The organism is Aeromonas sobria, from assembly GCF_006243315.1.
GTDB classification, from domain to species: domain Bacteria; phylum Pseudomonadota; class Gammaproteobacteria; order Enterobacterales; family Aeromonadaceae; genus Aeromonas; species Aeromonas sobria_A.
Map to the genome: position 1 here is coordinate 1 of NZ_NKWE01000055.1, position 18,237 is coordinate 18,237.

Below are 18,237 nucleotides of genomic sequence, written 5' to 3' on the forward strand. Positions count from 1 at the left end.
CGATGAGGGCTCGCGGGGGCGCCGGTGCGGCCAGTTTTGGCTGGCGCAGCAAGATGAGCGCCGGGAGGTTTCCAGCTGCAGCCAACCCTTGCTCGCGCTGTTTATGGGGATTTTGCGAGCCTGATCACGGGCTGATCGGGGTGAGAGGTGAATAAGTGGGGAAAACGGTTTACAGTAACTTGCTGAACAATAAGCGAAATGTCGTTTGGGTCTTTTAATTGTCAGCATAAAAAACTGAAAAGTAGCTAAAAAACAACTCCTTATAAGGTTATTTGCTTATAATTCAAACCGTTAACGCAAACGTTTTTCCCTTATCATTTGCTTGACCCGCATCGGGGCTGACTTAGAGTAACCCTGCGTGCTAGATAGCCTGTTTTAACAGGCAAGCAAGTTCCCTCACTTAATAACAATCAAGGATACGATCGTGACTAAAGTGCTCAAGCTGGCCACTGTGGCCGCCCTCACTCTGACTGCCCTCTCTGTTCAGGCTGCCGCCGAGCCAGCCGTGATTTATGACACCGCGGGCAAGTATGACAAGTCATTCAACGAAGCCGTGTTCCGTAACGGCGTCGAGCTCTTCAACAAGGACAAAGGGGTCAAAATCAAAGAGTTTGAACCCCAGAACGAAGCCCAGCGCGAGCAGGGTCTGCGTCGTCTGGCCAGCCGTGGCAACACGCCGATCGTGGCAGTCGGTTTCAACATGGGTTCTGCGGTAGAGAAAGTGGCTGGCGAGTTCCCGAACATCCAGTTCGCCATCATCGACATGGTGGTTGACAAGCCGAACGTGCAGTCACTGATCTTCAAGGAGCATGAAGGCTCCTTCCTGGTGGGTGCGCTGGCGGCTATCGCCTCCAAGAGTGGCAAGGTCGGCTTCGTGGGCGGCATGGATATCCCGTTGATCCGCAAATTCCAGTGCGGTTACGAGCAGGGTGCCAAATACGTCAATCCGAAGATCGACGTGCTGCAAAACATGACCGGTTCTACCCCGGCGGCGTTTGCTGACCCGGCCAAGGGTGCCGAGCTGGCCAAGTCCCAGTTCGCCAAGGGTGTTGATGTGGTCTATGCCTCTGCTGGCGGTACCGGCATCGGTGTTTACCAGGCAGCCAAAGACGAAGGCAAACTGGCCATCGGCGTAGACTCCAACCAGAACCACCTGCAACCGGGCACCATGCTGACCTCCATGGTCAAGTCGGTCGGTCTGGCTGCATACAAAACCTGGGATGACGCTGCCAAGGGCCAGTGGAAGCCGGGTATCCAGAACCTCGGTCTGGCTGAGGGCGGTGTGGATTGGGCGCTGGATCAGTACAACGAGAAGCTGATCACCCCGGAAATGAAAGCCAAGGTGGATGCCATCAAGGCCGACATTATTTCAGGCAAGATCAAAGTTCATGACTACATGAGCGATAACACCTGCAAATACTAATTAGATAGTTGCTACGACTCTCAACGCACGACCGGCCCGCACGGGCCGGTTTTTAGTCTTCTTTCATGAAACGCAGGGCTGCATCATGGACCAGACAGATCGCTATGCCATCGAATTAAGAGGTATCGATAAGCGGTTCGGCGAAGTGTACGCCAACAAGCTGATCGACCTTAAGGTTCGCAAAGGCAGTATCCACGGCATTGTCGGCGAAAATGGCGCCGGTAAATCCACCCTGATGAGCATCATTTATGGTTTCTACCATGCCGACAAAGGCGAGATGCTGATCGACGGGAAACCGTTCAAACCCCATGGCTCACAAGATGCGATTGCCGCAGGCGTGGGCATGGTGCACCAGCACTTTATGCTGGTGAACAACTTCACTGTTTTGGAAAACGTCATCCTCGGCGCTGAGAACGGCTGGCACCTCCAGCAGAGCGTGGCGTCGGCCGAAAAACTGCTGGGCGAGCTGGCGCGGGATTATGGCCTCGACGTGCCGCTGCACGAGAAGGTCGAAGATCTGCCGGTTGGCTTGCAACAGCGGGTCGAAATTCTCAAGGCGCTCTATCGCGGTGCCCGCATCTTGATCCTCGACGAGCCGACCGGGGTACTGACCCCGCAAGAGGCGGATCACCTGTTCGAGGTGTTGAAAAAACTGCGGGACCAGGGGGCGACCATCATCCTCATCACCCACAAGCTGCGGGAGATCCTGGCCATTACCGATCAGGTCTCGATTATGCGCCGGGGCGAGATGGTGGCCCACGTTGCCACCAAGGATACCGACAAGGAACAACTTGCCGAGCTGATGGTGGGTCGCAAGGTGCGGCTCAAAGTTGACAAGGGGCCAACCCAACCGGGGGAGGCCAAGCTCAAGGTCGAGGGGCTCAGTTACTTCGACGCCAGCAAGGTGGAGCGGGTCAAATCGGTCAGCTTCGAGGTGCGGGCCGGTGAAGTGGTCGGCATCGCTGGCGTCTCTGGCAACGGCCAGTCCGAGTTGCTCAGCCTGCTTGGCGGCATCATCAAGCCGAGCAAGGGTAGCTTCACCATCAGCAGCCAGAGCGGGATCAACAAGGTGAGCGCAGAGCATCCGGCGGATCCCGAGCAGGTGCGCAATTACGGCCTTGGCCATGTGCCGGAAGACAGGCACAAGATGGGGCTGATCAACCGCTTCGAGGCGAAAGAGGCCTTTATCCTCGGTTATCACCGCCGCCCGCAATACAACCGGGGGTGGCTGCAGAACAAGGAGGCGATCCAGCAGGATTGTCAGGCCAAGATGGAGAAGTGGGACGTGCGCCCGCCTCATCCCGATCACAAGACCGCCAACTTCTCCGGTGGCAACCAGCAGAAGCTGGTGATCGCCCGTGAAGTGGAGCAGAACCCGGATGTGCTGTTGATCGGCCAGCCGACCCGCGGGGTCGACATCGGTGCCATCGAGTATATCCACCAGCAGATCATCGCCATGCGCGACAAGGGCAAGGCGGTGCTGCTGGTCTCGGTGGAGCTGGACGAGATCATGAGTCTCTCTGACCGGATCCTGGTGATTGCCGATGGTCGCATCGTCGGCGAGCTGGATGGTGCCAAGGCTGATGAGCGCACCATTGGTTTGATGATGGCGAACATAGTGCCGGACGAAGTTGCTGGTTTGTCTGGCGTAGCCAAGGAGGCCCACTGATGAGCCAAGTTCGTATTCCTGCCTGGGTCTCCGTGGGCGTCTTGTCTGCGGTCAACATCCTGCTGGCCTTCCTGGTGTCGGCCATTTTGTTCTACTACCTCGACATCAACCCGATCGATGCCGCCAAGATCATGTGGTACGGCGCGTTCGGCACCGGTGAAGGGGTCGGTTTCACCCTCTACTACGCAACCGGCTTTATCTTTACCGGTCTGTCGGTGGCGGTCGCCTTCCACGCCGGTCTGTTCAACATCGGTGGTGAAGGTCAGGCCTATATCGGCGGCCTCGGGGTCGGTCTGGTCTGTCTGACCCTCGGCGATGTGCTGCCGTTTGCCTTGTTGTTGCCGCTCTCCATCATTGCCGGTGGTCTGTTCGGTGCGGCCTGGGCCTTTATTCCGGCCTGGCTGCAAGCCAAACGCGGCAGCCACATCGTGATCACCACCATCATGTTCAACTTCATCGCCGCCTCGCTGATGGCTTATCTGCTGGTGGAGGTGTTCAAGCCGCCCGGCTCGATGGCGACCGAGAGCAAGGTGTTTGCCGAGGCCAGCTGGCTGCCCAAGATGAGTGCGCTGGCGAGCACCTTCGGCATGGAGATGCCCAACAGCCCGCTCAACATCAGCTTTATCTGGGCGCTGATTTGCGCGGCACTGGTGTGGGTCTTTATCTGGCACACCCGCTGGGGTTACGAGATCCGCTCGGTCGGGGCCAGCCAAAGTGCCTCTGCTTATGCCGGTATCTCCTATCCCAAGGTGGTGATCCTGGCCATGGTGATCTCCGGCATGTTGTCGGGCTTCTTCGCCCTCAACGTGCTGCAGGGTGAGCTGCACCAGATCAAGCTCAACTTCGTGGAAGGGTTTGGCTTCACCGGTATCGCGGTGGCGCTGATGGGGCGCAACCATCCGGTCGGCGTCATCATCGCCAGCCTGCTGTTCGGTTTCCTCTATCAGGGGGGCGCCGAGCTCAGCTTCGAGTTCGGGGTTGACCGCAACATCGTCGTGGTGTTGCAGGGTCTGGTGATCCTGTTCTGTGGCGCCCTTGAGCACATGATGCGTCCGCGCATCGAGCAGCTCTATCTGGCGTTTGCCAACCGTTCAGCCGCGCAAGCCAAGGGAGTCTGATCATGTTTGAAATTCTGATCCTGATGCTGGATGCCACCATTCGTACCGCGCCGCCGCTCATTCTTGCCGCCATGGCAGGCATGTTTTGCGAGCGCTCCGGGGTGGTCAACATCGCGCTGGAAGGCAAACTGCTGGCGGCGGCGTTCGCCAGTGGGGCGGCAGCTGCGGTCTCCGGTTCTGCCTGGGTGGGTCTGGGGGCCGGGGTGGGTGTCTCCATCCTGTTCGCTCTGATGCACGGTTTTGCCACCATCACCCACCGTGGTGATCAGGTGGTGAGCGGCATGGCCATAAACATTCTGGCGGCCGGTCTGACCGTCACCCTGGGCCGTTACTGGTTCGATCAGGGTGGCCAGACCCCGGCACTGTCCGGTGATGCCCGGTTCGCCCCCATCGAGTTCCCCTATGCCAAGGAGCTCTATGATGTGCCGGTGATCGGCCAGCTCTACAGCGAGCTGCTCAGTGGTCACTCCCTGCTGGAGTACGTGGCATTCGCCTGCGTACCGCTGGCCTGGTGGGTGATGTTCCGTACCCGCTTCGGGTTGCGGCTGCGGGCGGTGGGCGAGGCTCCGGCAGCGGTCGATACCGCCGGTATCTCGGTGGTGCGGATGCGCTACACAGCGCTGATCATCGGCGGCTTGCTGGCGGGTATCGGCGGCACCTATCTGGCGGTGGCCCAGACGGCGCAGTTCATCCCCAACATGAGTGCGGGCAAGGGCTTTATGGCGCTGGCGGCACTGGTGTTTGGCAAGTGGCGCCCCTGGAGTGCCTTGGCAGCCTGTCTGCTGTTTGGTTTCCTTGATGCAGTCGCTATCCGGCTGCAGGGGGTGACTATCGGTGACTTCGCTATTCCGGTACAGGCCATCGAGGCACTGCCTTACATCCTGACGGTGTTCCTGCTGGCGGGTTTTATCGGCCGCGCAGTGGCGCCCAAGGCGCTCGGCACCCCTTATGTGAAGGAGCGGGAGTAGCGCCCTTTATCGCGATACTCCCGACCACACAGATAGCAGCAGGCCCACTTCGGTGGGCCTGTTTTTTGATGATGCAGAGGTGGCTTGTTACAGCAGGAACAGGGTTGCCAGCCCGAGGAAGATAAAGAAGCCGCCGGTGTCGGTGATGGCGGTGATCATCACGCTGGCCCCTACCGCCGGGTCGCGGCCAAGGCGGGTCATGGTCATGGGGATGATGACCCCCATCAGGGCCGCCACCAGCAGGTTGAGTACCATGGCCAGGGTCATGACGCCCCCGAGCGCAGGATCCTGATACAGCAAGAAAGTCACGAATCCCATAATGCCACCCCACACCAGACCGTTAATCAGGGCCACACCCAGCTCGCGCACTAACAGGAAAGAGAGGTTGCCCGCCTGAATGTGTTGCAGTGCCAGCGCTCGCACTATCATGGTGATGGTCTGGTTGCCGGTGTTGCCGCCGATCCCGGCGACGATGGGCATCAGGGCCGCCAATGCTACCAGCTGCGAAATGGTGTGCTCGAACATGCCGATCACCCGGGAGGCAACAAACGCGGTGCAGAGGTTCAGGGCCAGCCAGGCCCAGCGGGTTTTGACCGCCTTGCCAACCGGGGCGAACACATCTTCATCCTCGCTGATACCCCCCATCCGGCGCAGGTCGGTATCGCTCTCTTCATAGACCAGATCGACTACCTCTTCGACCGTGATACGGCCCATCAGCTTGCCCTTGCCATCCACCACGGCGGCGGAGAGCAGGTCATCCCGCTCGAAGGTACGGGCGGCGGCTTCGTCGTTGTCTTCCGGATCAAAGGTGACCGGATCTTGCGTCATGACCTCCTTGACCAGAGTGGCGGGCTTGTTGAGCAGCACAGTGGTCAGGGGCAGCTCCCCCAGCAGGTGGTTGCGCCGGTCGATGACGAACAGCTTGTCAGTGTTGGCGGGGATCTTGCGACGCAGTCGCAGATAACGCTGCACCGTGGCCAGACTCACCTCGGGGCGGATGGTGATGATCTCGAAGTCCATCATGGCGCCAACGGTATGTTTACCGTAGCGGATCACCTCCCGTACCTGATCCCGCTCTGCGGGGGCCATGTAGGTGAGCAGCCGTCCCATCAGGTTGCGTGGCAGGTACTGGCCCAGATAGATCTGGTCATCGATATCCAGAGTGCGCAGGGCGTGCAGCAGCTCCTTGTCGCTCATGCCGCTGATCAGGCTGTCCCAGACGGTTTCGGATGCTTCTACCAATATCTGGCCACGGCGTGCCTCATCCACCAGTGCCCACAGGGCATGACGCTCATCGGGCGGCAGTGACTCCAGCGCATCGGCGACGTCGGCTGCCGGCAAGTTGTTGGCCAGCCCGCTCAATTCGCTGGTCTGGTCCCGCTGCTCGGCATCTTGTTCGACCTGCGGGTCGAGCAAGCTATCGGTGAGGGCGTCGTCAGTCAGTAGCAGGCTAAGGATGCGGGATCTGTCTTCCGCGCGCTGCCGGGCGCTGTTCTTGATGGGAAGAGACATGGATGAATTCCTGAAAGAGTGGCCAAGGGCGCAATCCCCATAGGATACCAGACTTAAAACAGCTGGTTATGACGATGAGCAGAGTAAAACACGCAGCCCGGTCTGGCGGGGCTCATCAATGGCGCGGTGGGCTGGGGAAAGCCGTGGCTGGAGCTGGCGGAGCTAAAAAGACAAACGCCTCCACAAGGGAGGCGTTTAATATCGCAAAGCGACTGGCTTGGCGGTCGCCACAGCCCGGAACCGGAGTCCCGGGCGGCGCAGTGCTGGCCACTCTTACAGGATGTAGCGGCTCAGGTCTTCGTCTTCGATCAAGGCGCCGAGGTGGGCGTTGACGTAGTCGGTGTCGATGACGAAGGTCGCACCCGATTGCTCGGAGGCATCATAAGAGATGTCTTCCATCAGCCGCTCCATCACGGTGTGCAGGCGGCGGGCACCGATGTTTTCGGTGCGCTCGTTGACCTGCCAGGCCGCTTCAGCCAGTCGGCGGATGCCCTCTTTGGTGAACTCGATATTGACCCCTTCGGTGCCCATCAATGCCTTGCTCTGGGCGGTCAGGGAGGCGTTCGGCTCGGTCAGGATCCGCTCGAAATCATTGGTGGTCAGCGCGGTCAGCTCGACCCGGATCGGCAGACGGCCCTGCAGTTCGGGGATCAAATCTGACGGCTTGGCGATCTGGAAGGCGCCGGAGGCGATAAACAGAATGTGGTCGGTCTTGACCATGCCGTGCTTGGTGTTGACGGTGCAACCTTCGACCAGCGGCAGCAGGTCGCGCTGAACCCCTTCACGGGAAACGTCGGGGCCTGAGCTTTCGCCACGCTTGCAGACCTTGTCGATCTCATCGAGGAACACGATGCCGTTGTTCTCGACGGCGGCGATCGCTTTTTGCTTCAGCTCTTCCGGGTTAACCAGCTTGGCCGCTTCCTCTTCGATCAGCGCCTTCATGGCCTCTTTGACTTTGATCTTCTGCTTTTTCTTCTGGCTCTGGCCGAGGTTCTGGAACAGCCCCTGCAGCTGGTTGGCCATCTCTTCCATCCCCGGCGGGGTCATGATTTCGACCCCCATCGGGCTGGCGGAGAGCTCCAGTTCAATCTCTTTGTCATTGAGCTGACCTTCCCGCAGTTTCTTGCGGAAGATCTGGCGAGTGTTGGAGTTGTCTGCTTTCTCCTCCTCACCCCAGGTATTGCGCGGGTTGGGCAGCAGGGCATCGAGGATGCGCTCTTCGGCGGCTTCCTCGGCACGGAATTTCATCTTCTCCATCTCGGTCTCGCGCACCAGCTTGATGGCGACATCGGTCAGATCGCGGATGATGCTGTCTACTTCCTTGCCGACATAGCCCACTTCGGTGAACTTGGTCGCTTCGACCTTGATGAAGGGGGCGTTGGCCAGCTTGGCCAGACGGCGGGCAATCTCGGTCTTGCCGACCCCGGTCGGGCCGATCATCAGGATGTTTTTCGGGGTCACTTCATGGCGCATCTCTTCATCGAGTTGCATCCGGCGCCAGCGGTTGCGCAGGGCAACGGCGACGGCGCGCTTGGCATCGGCCTGGCCAATGATGTGTCGATCCAGCTCGTGGACGATTTCTCTTGGAGTCATCTCGGACATGATAGGGTTCCTGTATCCGGGGCGGGCAGGGCCCACCCCTTGAAGAATATGGTCGTAGGCTCGTGCCGTTATTTGGCAGCCTTATTTAGCTAAATAGTCCAGCACTTCGATGGTGTGGTTGCCGTTGGTAAAGACGCAGATATCGCCCGCAATTTTGAGGGACTTCTCGACAATGGTCCTGGCATCCAGCTCGGTGTTTTCCAGCAGGGCGATGGCGGCGGATTGGGCGAAGTTGCCGCCGCTGCCGATGGCGATGAGATCGTGCTCCGGCTGCACCACGTCACCGTTGCCGGTGATGATGAAAGATTTGTGTTCGTCGGCCACGGCCAACAGCGCCTCGAGGCGGCGCAGGGCGCGATCGGTGCGCCAATCTTTGGCCAGCGCCACGGCGGCGCGCTCCAGATTACCCTGATGGGCCTGCAGTTTTGCTTCGAAACGCTCAAGCAGGGTGAAGGCGTCGGCGGTACCGCCAGCGAAACCGGCCAGCACCTTGCCGTTATAGAGACGATGAACCTTGCGGGCGTTGCCCTTCATGACGGTGTTGCCAAGAGAGACTTGGCCATCGCCACCGATGACGACCTGACCGTTGCGGCGAACTGAAACTATGGTAGTCACTTTACTTACCTCGCTTGAGCCGAATGACGGCCTGACTGTGCATGGCAAGAAAGATGGGGATGGCAAAGCGGCTTTTCAACCCTGCCTTTTATCGGGATAAATGCGGTAACGGGATGCTGAGGGGGTGAGCGGCGCCAAAAGAGCAGGGCCGGGTGTTGCCACCCGGCCCTGCGTCATTGGTAAGCGGATTACCCTTTCTTGGGAATGCAGCCGCTGATGCCGGAGCCCTGCAACTTGCTGTTGGCCGCGTCGGCGGCCGCCTTGCCGTTGAAGGGGCCGACCATCACCTTGTAGACGGTGCCATTGGCGCCATTGATCACCTGCAAGCTGGAAGAGAGCCCTGCGGTGAAGGCGATGCGTGCTTTGAGCGACTCTGCAGAATCCTGCGAGCGCAAGGCGGCGCACTGCATCATATAGCGGCCATTGTCGGCCGCGGCCGGCTGGGCCGGGGCAGTGGCAGGCTGGGCTTTGGCGGCAGCGGCGCGCTCCCGTTCCAGCTCGGCGCGGATCTCCCGCTCCATCCGCTCCCGGTCGGCCTTGCGGTCGATCGCCTGCTCTTGCGCGCTGGCAACCGGTGCACCCGAGGTGGAGGGAGTGGTCGCCGGATTGGGCAGATAAGGCTTGGGTTGGCCAATCGGAGTACCCGGCTGGGGGATGTCGGTCGGCACCGGTTGCGGCAGCTTGCTCGGTTGCAGGGTCAGGGTCTCTGCCGGTGGTGGTGGCAGCACACCCGGCTGGGTGGGCGGCTCTATGATATCGACCTGCTTGTTCTCCAGCCGCTCGATATAGCTCCACTTCTCCTGTGGCAGCCCGTTATTCTGCGCTTTTGGCTTGTTGGCCTTTACCTGCTCTTCAATGGTGGGGGCGTCGTTGCCCTTGCCATTGATCATGTAAAGGAAGCCGCCAAAGCCTGCCAGCAGTGCTGCGACCAGCAGGATTGGAATAACAGGAAAGCGGCGAGGGGCCGCTTTCTTGGTATTGCGGCCACCCGCCCGACGTCGCGGGCGGCTGCCGACATAATCCCGGGTTGCCATCTATTACATGCGCTCCAGGGTATGGATACCCAGTACGCCGAGGCCCAGCTTGAGCACTTTGGCGGTGGCGGCGCACAGCAGCAGACGGCTCTGACGGCTTGCTTCGTCCACGCCATCCTTGTTGATCGGGCAGGCTTCATAGAAGGTCATGAAGTTGCCGGACAACTCGTACAGGTAGGTACAGAGCAGGTGCGGCATGCCTTTGTCAGCCACGCCGTTGACCGCATCGGAGAACTGGATCAGCTTCTGGGCCAGTACCTCTTCGGCCTCTTCGTTCAGGGTCACGTTGCCGGTCAGCGTGCTGGCATCGATGTTGGCCTTGCGGAAGATGGACTGGATCCGGGTGTAGGCATACTGCAGGTAAGGGGCAGTGTTGCCTTCAAACGACAGCATCATGTCCCAGTCGAAGATGTAGTCGGTGGTGCGGTTCTTGGAGAGATCCGCATACTTCACCGCGCCCATGGCGATGGCGTTGACCACGTTGGCCTTCTCTTCGGCGGAGAGGTCGCTGTTGCGGCTCTCCAGCAGAGCAGCGGCTCGCTCTTCGGCTTCGTTGAGCAGATCAACCAGCTTGACGGTGCCACCGGAGCGGGTCTTGTAGGGACGACCATCCTTGCCCAGCATCATGCCGAAGGCGTGGTGCTCGAGCGGGACGGATTCCGGCACATAGCCCGCCTTGCGGGTGATGGTCCAGGCCTGCATCAGGTGCTGGTGCTGACGGGAGTCGATGAAGTACATGACACGGTCGGCGCCCAGGGTTTCGTAACGGTATTTGGCACAGGCGATGTCGGTGGTGGTGTAGAGGAAACCACCATCGCTCTTCTGGATGATGACGCCCATGGCCTCGCCATCCTTGTTCTTGAACTCGTCCAGGAAGACCACGGTGGCCCCTTCGCTCTCGACCGCCAGCCCCTTGGCTTTCAGGTCGGCCACGATTTGCGCCAGCATGTCGTTGTACATGGACTCGCCCATGATGTCTTTGTTGGTCAGGGAGACATTCAGGCGGTCGTAGTTGATCTGGTTCTGTTCCATGGTCATGTCGACCAGCTTCTTCCACATGGTGCGGCAGTACTCATCGCCACCTTGCAGCTTGACCACGTAGTTACGGGCGCGCTCGGCGAAGGCTTCGTCTTCGTCGTAGCAACGCTTGGCCTGGGTGTAGAAGGCTTCCAGATCCTTGAGCGCCATGTCGCTGGCGTGCTCGTTGGCCATCTTCTCCAGATAGGCGATCAGCATACCGAACTGGGTACCCCAGTCGCCGATGTGGTTGGCACGCACCACCTTGTGGCCGAGGAACTCCAGCGCGCGAGCGGCTACGTCACCAAGTACGGTAGAGCGGATGTGGTGTACCGCCATCTCTTTGGCCACGTTGGGGGCTGAGTAGTCCACCACCACGGTCTGCGGGGTCGGCAACTTCACATTGGCGTTGGCAGAGGTCACCATGGCCTCGACCTGACCGGCCAGCCAGCGCTGGTCGAAGAAGAAGTTGATGAAGCCGGGACCGGCGATCTCGACTTTGGCGATCAGGTCGGAGGCAGGCAGATGCTCGATGATGGCAGTGGCCAGCTCACGCGGGTTCTTGCGGGCCGGTTTGGCCAGCAGCATGGCCAGGTTGGTAGCCAGGTCGCCGTGAGCTTTTTCCTTGCATCGGTCTACTTGCACGCGGGCTTCCAGGTCCGCCGGCAGGATGCCTGCTGACTTGAGATTGGCTACCGTTTGTTCAAGTAGATGATGAATATGCTCTTTCATAACTGACCACCAAGGTTGCGCGTCGAAAAATGACTGATATATAAGGGCGTGAATTTTACCCGCATCGGCCCGAGAAAACTATAGGGATGACCCGCCGCTCGCTGTCGGGCGGATATTTCACTGCTTTTGGCGCCAATATCCGGAAGATTGACCGTAATATGGTGCTTATCCATTTCTACTGCATATCGAAGCGGGTTGTCCAGGCTATTTTCCCCTGATTGTTAAGGGTTTTTCCTTTCCCGATGACGGGAATGATCTCCTCCCTCTGGCCCGGCGTATCAACAGAGGTTACCAACCGAGGAGTTTGCGATGCGACTGGCGCTGTTTCCCCTATCTGCCCACCTGCTGCCCGGCGGCATCATGCCGCTGCGGATCTTCGAACCGAGATACCAGCGGATGATCGCCGAGGCGGGGGAGTCCGGCTTTGCCCTCTGCATGGTGGACCCTCGTCAGCCCGATGCCCTGCGCAACATGCTGCCCATCGCCACCCGGGTCACCATCATCGATTTCGACCAGCTGCCGGACGGCATGCTGGGGATCACGGTACAGGGGATGGAGCGGGTGCAGATAGATGATCTGTGGCAGGAGCCAGACGGCCTGCGCATCGGCGAGGTGACGCCGCTCACGGCCTGGCCATCACAGCGGCTCCATCCCGATCAGCAGCCGCTGGTGGAGGCGCTGCAGGAGGTGTTTGCCGACTACCCCGACTATGCCGCTCTTTATAGCGAGCCGCGCTGGGATGATGGCAACTGGGTGGCGCAACGCTGGCTGGAGGTGCTGCCGATCCCCCCCGAGCAGAAGCAGTTGTTGCTGGTGGCCGCCGACAATCAACCGGCCATGGCCCTGCTCAAGGGGGTGCTGGTGGCCAGCCACTGATTTTTTCTGACCCGCTGATCCGCCAGCGCCGCAAGGTCGTAATAGTCATCACCACAGCACGCTCGACAGCACATCAAAGGGATGGCGCAATGGCATATACTGGCCAACCACACTCGACCATACGCAGGACATCACCCGTGATGGATAACCCTAATGGCGACCTGAAAGCCCTGTTGATCAGGGTGGCAGAGCACGCCGACAAGGCGGCCTTTGCCCACCTGTTCCAGCACTTCGCGCCGCGCATTCGCAGTTACGGCCTGCGCCATCTCGGCAGCGAGGCCAACGCCATGGAGCTGGTGCAGGAGACCCTGCTGCTGGTGTGGCAGAAGGCGCGCCTCTACCACCCCGAGAAGGGGGCGCCGACCACCTGGATCTATACCGTGATGCGCAACCAGTGCTTCGACATGCTGCGCCGTCGTCGCGCCAGCAAGGAGGATCTCTGTGCCGAGGAGCTGTGGCCGGTGCTGGAGTTTCAGGCCGAAGAGGAGCATCTGAGCGGCGGTGAGGATGCGGTGCTGACCCGCCAGATGGCCCACTATCTGGGCACCCTGCCGGAGCCGCAACAGCAGGTGGTGCGCGGCATCTATCTGCAGGAGTTCTCCCAGCAGGAGCTGGCGGAGCGACTCGGCGTGCCGCTCGGTACCATCAAGTCCCGCCTCAGACTGGCGTTACAGAAACTGAAAGAGCAAGTGGAGCAAGGCCATGATTAAAGCCCATCCGACCGACCCAATGCTGCGCGCCTTCGCCGCCGACGAGCTCCCTCTGCCGCTGGCGGTGGGGCTCTCCGCCCACTGTGAACTCTGCCCCGATTGCGCCGCCCGACTGAAAACATTCGAAGAGGAACTGGCGCAGCAATATCTTGACTCGCCTGCAGCGCCTGAGCTGGCCCCCCGCGATGATGCGGCGCTGGATGCCGGATTTGACGCCATGCTGGCGGATATTCTGGCGCAGCCGCTGCCTGAGCCAGCAGCCCCCGAGCTGCCCCGTGCCCAGCCCACCGAACTGGAGGTAGCCGGGCACGCCTACCCCTTGCCACGGGTGCTGGCCCGCTACCGTTCGCCCAAGTGGCGCCATATCGGGGCCATTCGTCAGCAGAGTCTGCCGCTCGACGAGATGGGGGCCCGCGCCAGTCTGCTCCATATCGAGGCCGGTGGCCGCATCCCCGAGCACACCCATCAGGGTTATGAGCTGACCCTGCTGCTGGCGGGCACTATCGAGGATGGGGATACCCGTTACAAGGCGGGAGATTTCATCTGGCGCGATGCCAGCCACTCCCACAGTCCGCACACGCCGGACGGCTGCCTCTGCTACACGGTGCAGGATGCGCCGGTGCAATTCACCAAGGGGTTGTCGCGGTTGCTTAACGGTATCAGCCAGCACCTCTACTGAGCACCATGACGCCATAGAAAAAGGGACCAAGTTGGTCCCTTTTTTCATTCCATTGCTGGCTGCCGGTCAGGCGACAAACACCAGATAGACGGCGAACGCCACGATAAAGCGGTAGATGGCGAACGGGATAAAGTCGATCCGGCGGATCAAGGCCAGGAAGGTCTTGATCGCAAACATTGCCACCACGAAGGCGGTGATAAAGCCCACCGCAAACATCGGGAAGTCGGCCATCGAGAGAAAGTCGCGGCTCTTGTAGAGATCCAGCCCGCTGGCCGCCACCATCATGGGCACCGCCATGAGGAAGGAGAACTCGGCGGCTGCGTGACGGCTGATCCCCATCAGCATGCCACCACTGATGGTGGCGCCGGAGCGGGAGAAACCGGGCCACAGGGCCAGACACTGGAACAGGCCGATACCGAATGCCTGTTTGTAGCTGATGTCATCCAGGGTTTCGGCGGTGACGGCAGGGCGGCACTTCTCGGCGATGATCAGCAAGATACCGCCAGCCACCAACGCGTACATCACGGTCTCCGGGCCAAACAGGTTGGCTTTGATCCAGCTGTGTACGGCGAGGCCGATGACGATAGCAGGCAGCATGCCGAGGATGATATGCACCAGCGACAGGGTGGCGTGATCCTGAGACGGTTTCTGGCCAAAGTGGATGCCAATCAGGCCGAACAGACGGCGCCAGAAGACGGCGACCACGGCGAGGATGGAGCCAAGCTGGATCACCACTTCGAAGGTGGCGGCCTTGGGCCCTTCAAAGCCCAGCAGATGGCCGACGATAATCATGTGGCCGGTGGAGGAGACAGGGAGAAACTCGGTCAGCCCCTCGACGACGCCCAGAATAAAGGCGACCAGCAGGCTATAGGTGTCAGTCATCGAACAGAATCCTTGCTACGTTGATGCAAAAAAAGCCCCGACAGTGAATTCGGGGCGGCTTATCTTGCTCGATTGTGACTGCTGAGGCTATGTAAAAATCGTGAAACCTTTAAGTCAGTCGCGGATAAAACGGTAGCGGGTCTGGTGGTGATAACGCCCGCCCGGCAGCAGCCAGGGGTTGCCCAGCTCGGGTCGATTGGGGCTGTCCGGCAGCTCTTGCGCCTCAAGACAGAAGCCGTCGTGATCCCGGTGCGACTGGCCGCTGCGGTTCGGGGTATTGGTCAGCCAGTTGCCGGTATAGAACTGCAGCGAAGGCTGGTTGGTGTAGACCTCCATCGCCAGCTGCTTGTCGCCCGAGACTACCCGAGCGGCCCATTCTGATGTCGGGCCGTTGAGCAGAAACGCATGATCGTACCCCTTGGCCTGTTGCTGCTGGGGATGACTCAGCCACTCCTGGCCGACAAGGCGCTCGTAACGCAGATCGAATGGCCCCTCCACCGGAGTGATGGCGATCGGCAGACCGCTCGGGTCGCTGGGCAGGAAGTGGTCGGCATTGATGCTGATGAGGTGGTCACGGACATCGCCGCCATCGGCTTGCCCATCGAGATTGAAGTAGGCGTGGCTGGTGAGGCTGACCGGCGTCGCCGCATCCGTGCTGGCCATAAAATCGACCACCAGATCGCTCTGCTCCAGCCGGTACTCCAGGGTTACCCGCAGGTTGCCGGGAAAGCCCTGATCCCCCGCTCGGGAGAGCAACACCAGCTTGACCCGATCCGCTTCCAGCTCCTTGATTTGCCACTGCTGACGATGAAAGCCTGCCTGCCCGCCGTGCAGGCAGTTGGGCGCCTGATTGGCATCCAGTGGCCAGCGCTCGCCATCGCGCACCAGCTCGGCGCCGCCAATGCGGTTGGCAAAGCGGCCCGCCACCGCACCCAGCCACACCTGTTGGGTGGGATAGGCGTCGTCGGCACAGCCCAGCAGCACTTCACGGCGCTGACCCGCTACCGGCAGGGTGAGGGAGGTGAGGGTGGCGCCGAAATCGAGGCCGCGCAGGCGCAGCCCCTCCTCGTTTTCCAGCTCGAATGGGGTCATGGCGCTGCTCATAACTTGCCTGCACCTGTGCTGCCGATCCGGCAGACGTAGCCGTCGGCCTGCATCATAAATGGGCTCATCGTTTTCCCGCCCCCGCGCTGGCGCGGCAGACGTAGCAGTCGGCCTTGCGGCCGGAGAGGGCCGGATACTCAGCCTCAACCGCGGCGATCACCTCGGCCACTTTCTCCGGGCGCAACAGGGCGACCACGCAGCCACCGAAGCCGCCGCCGGTCATCCGTACGCCGCCATCTGTGCCGATCCTGGCCTTGATGATCTCCACCAGACCGTCGATGGCGGGCACTGTGATCTCGAAGTCATCGCGCATGGCGGCGTGTGATTCGGCCATCAGCTCGCCGAGGAGGGTCAGATCGTGGCTGGCCAGCGCATCGGCCGCCGCAAGAGTGCGGGCGTTTTCGCCGACCACGTGGCGGGCGCGGCGGTAGCAGTCCTCATCCAGCCCGGCTTTGCCCGCTTCCAGTCCAGCCAGATCCAGGTCACGCAGCGCCTTGACCCCGTAGTGACGGGCGGCCGTTTCACACTGCTGGCGACGGGTGTTGTATTCGCTATCCACCAGACCGCGGCGCACGTTGGAGTTGACGATCAACACCGCCAGATCCGTCGGCATGGGGATGAGGCGGGTCTCCAGCGAGCGGCAGTCGAGCAGCAGGGCGTGGTCGCTCTTGCCGCTGGCGGAGATCATCTGATCCATGATGCCGCAGTTGCAGCCGACGAACTTGTTCTCCGCCTGCTGGCCGTTGAGGGCTATCTCCGCCTGGCTGATGTCGAGCCCCAGCGCCTCTTTGAAGGCCTGGCCGATAGCCACTTCCAGCGAGGCAGAGGAGGAGAGGCCCGCCCCCTGCGGCACGTTGCCGGAAACCACCAGATCGAGGCCGCGCAGGGCATGACCACGCTCTTGCAGATATTTCACTACACCGCGGATGTAGTCGCTCCAGCGCTGGTCGGCGTGGTGTTCGATGGGTTGGCCGAGATCGAACTGGTCGCGCTGGTTGTCATAGTCGGCAGCGATCACCTGCACCAGCTGGTCATCGCGCAGGCCGATGGCGACGCAGGTCTCGTAGTCGATGGCGCAGGGCAGCACGAAGCCGTCGTTGTAGTCGGTATGTTCACCGATGAGGTTGACGCGACCGGGGGCGCGCACCAGCAGATCGGGCGCTTTGGCAAATTGCTCGGCAAAAACGGTGCTGACGCGTTGGCTGGGGGTCATAGGGCCTCCTCATTGGTTTGGCTGGTCTGGTTGTAGTGAATGGGGCTCAGGGCACGCAGCCGCTCGGCAGCCTGCTCGGGGGTAAGGTCTCGCTGGGTCTCGGCCAGCATCTCGAAGCCGACCATGAATTTGCGCACGGTGGCGGAGCGCAGCAGGGGCGGATAGAAGTGGGCGTGCAGCTGCCACGCCTCGGGGCACTCCGACTTGGGCGGCGCAAAATGCCAGCCCATGGAGTAGGGGAAGCTGCACTCGAACAGGTTGTCGTAACGGCTGGTGAGCTCCTTGAGCGCCACCGCCAGATCCTGCTGCTGGGCCTTGGTCAGGTTCAACATGGAGGGGACGTGCGCCTTGGGCAGCAGCAGGGTTTCAAAGGGCCAGGCGGCCCAGAAAGGGACCACCGCGAGCCAGTGCTCGGTCTCCACCACGATGCGCGAGCGATCCGCCAGCTCCCGCTCCACATATTCGAGCAGCATGGGGCGGCCATGCTCGGCCAGCCAGTCGCGCTGGTGCTGCTCTTCGCGGGCGATCTCGTTGGGCAGGAAGTCGCTGCCCCACAGCTGGCCGTGGGGGTGCGGGTTGGAGCAGCCCATGACAGCCCCTTTGTTTTCAAATACCTGCACCCACTGCCACTGGGCTGACAGCTCGGCGACCTGATCCATCCAGGTGGTGATCACCCCTTCGATGGCGGGCAGCGGCAGCTCGGGCAGGGTCTTGCCGTGATCCGGCGAGAAGCAGATGACCCGGCTGGTGCCACGGGCGGCCTCCAGCTTCAGCAGGGGGTCGCTGGCGCTGTCGGCGGCCGGGGTATCCTGCATCAGGGCGGCGAAGTCGTTGGTAAAGACGAAGGTGCCCTTGTAGTCGGGATTGGTGTCACCGGTGACCCGGGTGTTGCCGGCGCAGAGGAAGCAGTCGGGATCGTGGGCCTGTTTGGGGGCCTGACTCACCTTCTCCACCTGACCCTGCCAGGGGCGTTTGGCCCGGTGGGGGGAGACCAGCACATACTGGCCGGTCAGCGGGTTGAAGCGGCGATGGGGATGATCGACGGGGTTGAACATCATCTCTCCTGAATAAGATATTGAAAAA

Annotated in this window: 17 protein-coding genes; 7 read left to right on the forward strand and 10 right to left on the reverse strand. The window is 61.0% G+C overall.

What is annotated here, in order from left to right; all coding sequences use genetic code 11:
* Nucleotides 1-424 precede the first annotated feature (424 nt).
* The 4 genes from CF137_RS17705 to CF137_RS17720 all read left to right on the forward strand — a co-directional run bounded on the left by CF137_RS17705 (nucleotide 425) and on the right by CF137_RS17720 (nucleotide 5,178).
* Nucleotides 425-1,423 (forward strand): BMP family lipoprotein, encoded by a 999-nt coding sequence (locus CF137_RS17705; protein ID WP_042018409.1) that lies wholly within the window; start codon nucleotides 425-427, stop codon nucleotides 1,421-1,423.
* Nucleotides 1,424-1,508: 85 nt separating this feature from the next.
* A complete protein-coding gene (locus CF137_RS17710; RefSeq protein ID WP_068978138.1) occupies nucleotides 1,509-3,092 on the forward strand; it encodes an ABC transporter ATP-binding protein in 1,584 nt (527 codons plus the stop codon).
* A complete protein-coding gene (locus CF137_RS17715) occupies nucleotides 3,092-4,210 on the forward strand; it encodes an ABC transporter permease (RefSeq protein ID WP_068978139.1) in 1,119 nt (372 codons plus the stop codon). The genes CF137_RS17710 and CF137_RS17715 overlap by 1 nt, the downstream gene beginning before the upstream one ends.
* Before the next feature lie 2 nt (nucleotides 4,211-4,212).
* On the forward strand, nucleotides 4,213-5,178 hold the full coding sequence (locus CF137_RS17720; RefSeq protein WP_042018403.1) for an ABC transporter permease: 966 nt from the start codon (nucleotides 4,213-4,215) through the stop codon (nucleotides 5,176-5,178).
* 87 nt (nucleotides 5,179-5,265) lie between these two features.
* On the opposite strand, the gene mgtE is transcribed toward CF137_RS17720, so the two are convergent.
* From mgtE to CF137_RS22005, 6 genes are all read right to left on the reverse strand, one after another.
* Complete coding sequence (gene mgtE, locus CF137_RS17725) at nucleotides 5,266-6,690, reverse strand: magnesium transporter (RefSeq protein ID WP_101318609.1); 1,425 nt, start codon at nucleotides 6,688-6,690, stop codon at nucleotides 5,266-5,268.
* Between the two features lie 273 nt (nucleotides 6,691-6,963).
* Nucleotides 6,964-8,292, reverse strand: a complete 1,329-nt coding sequence (hslU, locus tag CF137_RS17730; protein ID WP_101318599.1) for an HslU--HslV peptidase ATPase subunit — start codon at nucleotides 8,290-8,292, stop codon at nucleotides 6,964-6,966.
* Between the two features lie 81 nt (nucleotides 8,293-8,373).
* Nucleotides 8,374-8,907 (reverse strand): ATP-dependent protease subunit HslV, encoded by a 534-nt coding sequence (gene hslV / locus CF137_RS17735; protein ID WP_005355550.1) that lies wholly within the window; start codon nucleotides 8,905-8,907, stop codon nucleotides 8,374-8,376.
* A 188-nt stretch (nucleotides 8,908-9,095) separates the two neighbouring features.
* Nucleotides 9,096-9,941: an SPOR domain-containing protein gene (locus tag CF137_RS17740; RefSeq protein ID WP_139720715.1), complete on the reverse strand. Its 846-nt coding sequence runs from the start codon at nucleotides 9,939-9,941 to the stop codon at nucleotides 9,096-9,098.
* 3 nt (nucleotides 9,942-9,944) lie between these two features.
* A complete protein-coding gene (argS, locus tag CF137_RS17745; RefSeq protein WP_139720717.1) occupies nucleotides 9,945-11,690 on the reverse strand; it encodes an arginine--tRNA ligase in 1,746 nt (581 codons plus the stop codon).
* Nucleotides 11,687-11,863: a hypothetical protein gene (locus tag CF137_RS22005; protein ID WP_157830680.1), complete on the reverse strand. Its 177-nt coding sequence runs from the start codon at nucleotides 11,861-11,863 to the stop codon at nucleotides 11,687-11,689. Before CF137_RS22005 ends, argS begins: the two co-directional genes overlap by 4 nt.
* Before the next feature lie 136 nt (nucleotides 11,864-11,999).
* Here CF137_RS22005 and CF137_RS17750 point away from each other — a divergent pair, with 136 nt between their 5' ends.
* The 3 genes from CF137_RS17750 (at nucleotide 12,000) to CF137_RS17760 (ending at nucleotide 13,955) form a co-directional block, all read left to right on the forward strand.
* The gene (locus CF137_RS17750; protein WP_139720720.1) at nucleotides 12,000-12,566 is read left to right on the forward strand and encodes an LON peptidase substrate-binding domain-containing protein; all 567 of its coding nucleotides are present in this window, start codon (nucleotides 12,000-12,002) and stop codon (nucleotides 12,564-12,566) included.
* Nucleotides 12,567-12,706: 140 nt separating this feature from the next.
* Entirely contained in the window at nucleotides 12,707-13,276 is a 570-nt protein-coding gene (locus CF137_RS17755; protein ID WP_068978146.1) for a sigma-70 family RNA polymerase sigma factor, read from the forward strand.
* The gene (locus CF137_RS17760; protein ID WP_139720722.1) at nucleotides 13,269-13,955 is read left to right on the forward strand and encodes a ChrR family anti-sigma-E factor; all 687 of its coding nucleotides are present in this window, start codon (nucleotides 13,269-13,271) and stop codon (nucleotides 13,953-13,955) included. The genes CF137_RS17755 and CF137_RS17760 overlap by 8 nt, the downstream gene beginning before the upstream one ends.
* A gap of 66 nt (nucleotides 13,956-14,021) precedes the next feature.
* On the opposite strand, the gene bacA is transcribed toward CF137_RS17760, so the two are convergent.
* From bacA to CF137_RS17780, 4 genes are all read right to left on the reverse strand, one after another.
* Nucleotides 14,022-14,837 carry an undecaprenyl-diphosphate phosphatase gene (gene bacA / locus CF137_RS17765; RefSeq protein WP_068978148.1) on the reverse strand — a complete coding sequence of 272 codons (816 nt, stop codon included), beginning with the start codon at nucleotides 14,835-14,837 and terminating at the stop codon, nucleotides 14,022-14,024.
* 114 nt (nucleotides 14,838-14,951) lie between these two features.
* Complete coding sequence (galM, locus tag CF137_RS17770; protein WP_162515975.1) at nucleotides 14,952-15,941, reverse strand: galactose-1-epimerase; 990 nt, start codon at nucleotides 15,939-15,941, stop codon at nucleotides 14,952-14,954.
* Nucleotides 15,942-16,005: 64 nt separating this feature from the next.
* On the reverse strand, nucleotides 16,006-17,154 hold the full coding sequence (gene galK / locus CF137_RS17775) for a galactokinase (RefSeq protein WP_139720724.1): 1,149 nt from the start codon (nucleotides 17,152-17,154) through the stop codon (nucleotides 16,006-16,008).
* On the reverse strand, nucleotides 17,151-18,209 hold the full coding sequence (locus tag CF137_RS17780; protein WP_139720817.1) for a UDP-glucose--hexose-1-phosphate uridylyltransferase: 1,059 nt from the start codon (nucleotides 18,207-18,209) through the stop codon (nucleotides 17,151-17,153). The genes galK and CF137_RS17780 overlap by 4 nt, the downstream gene beginning before the upstream one ends.
* Nucleotides 18,210-18,237 lie beyond the last annotated feature (28 nt).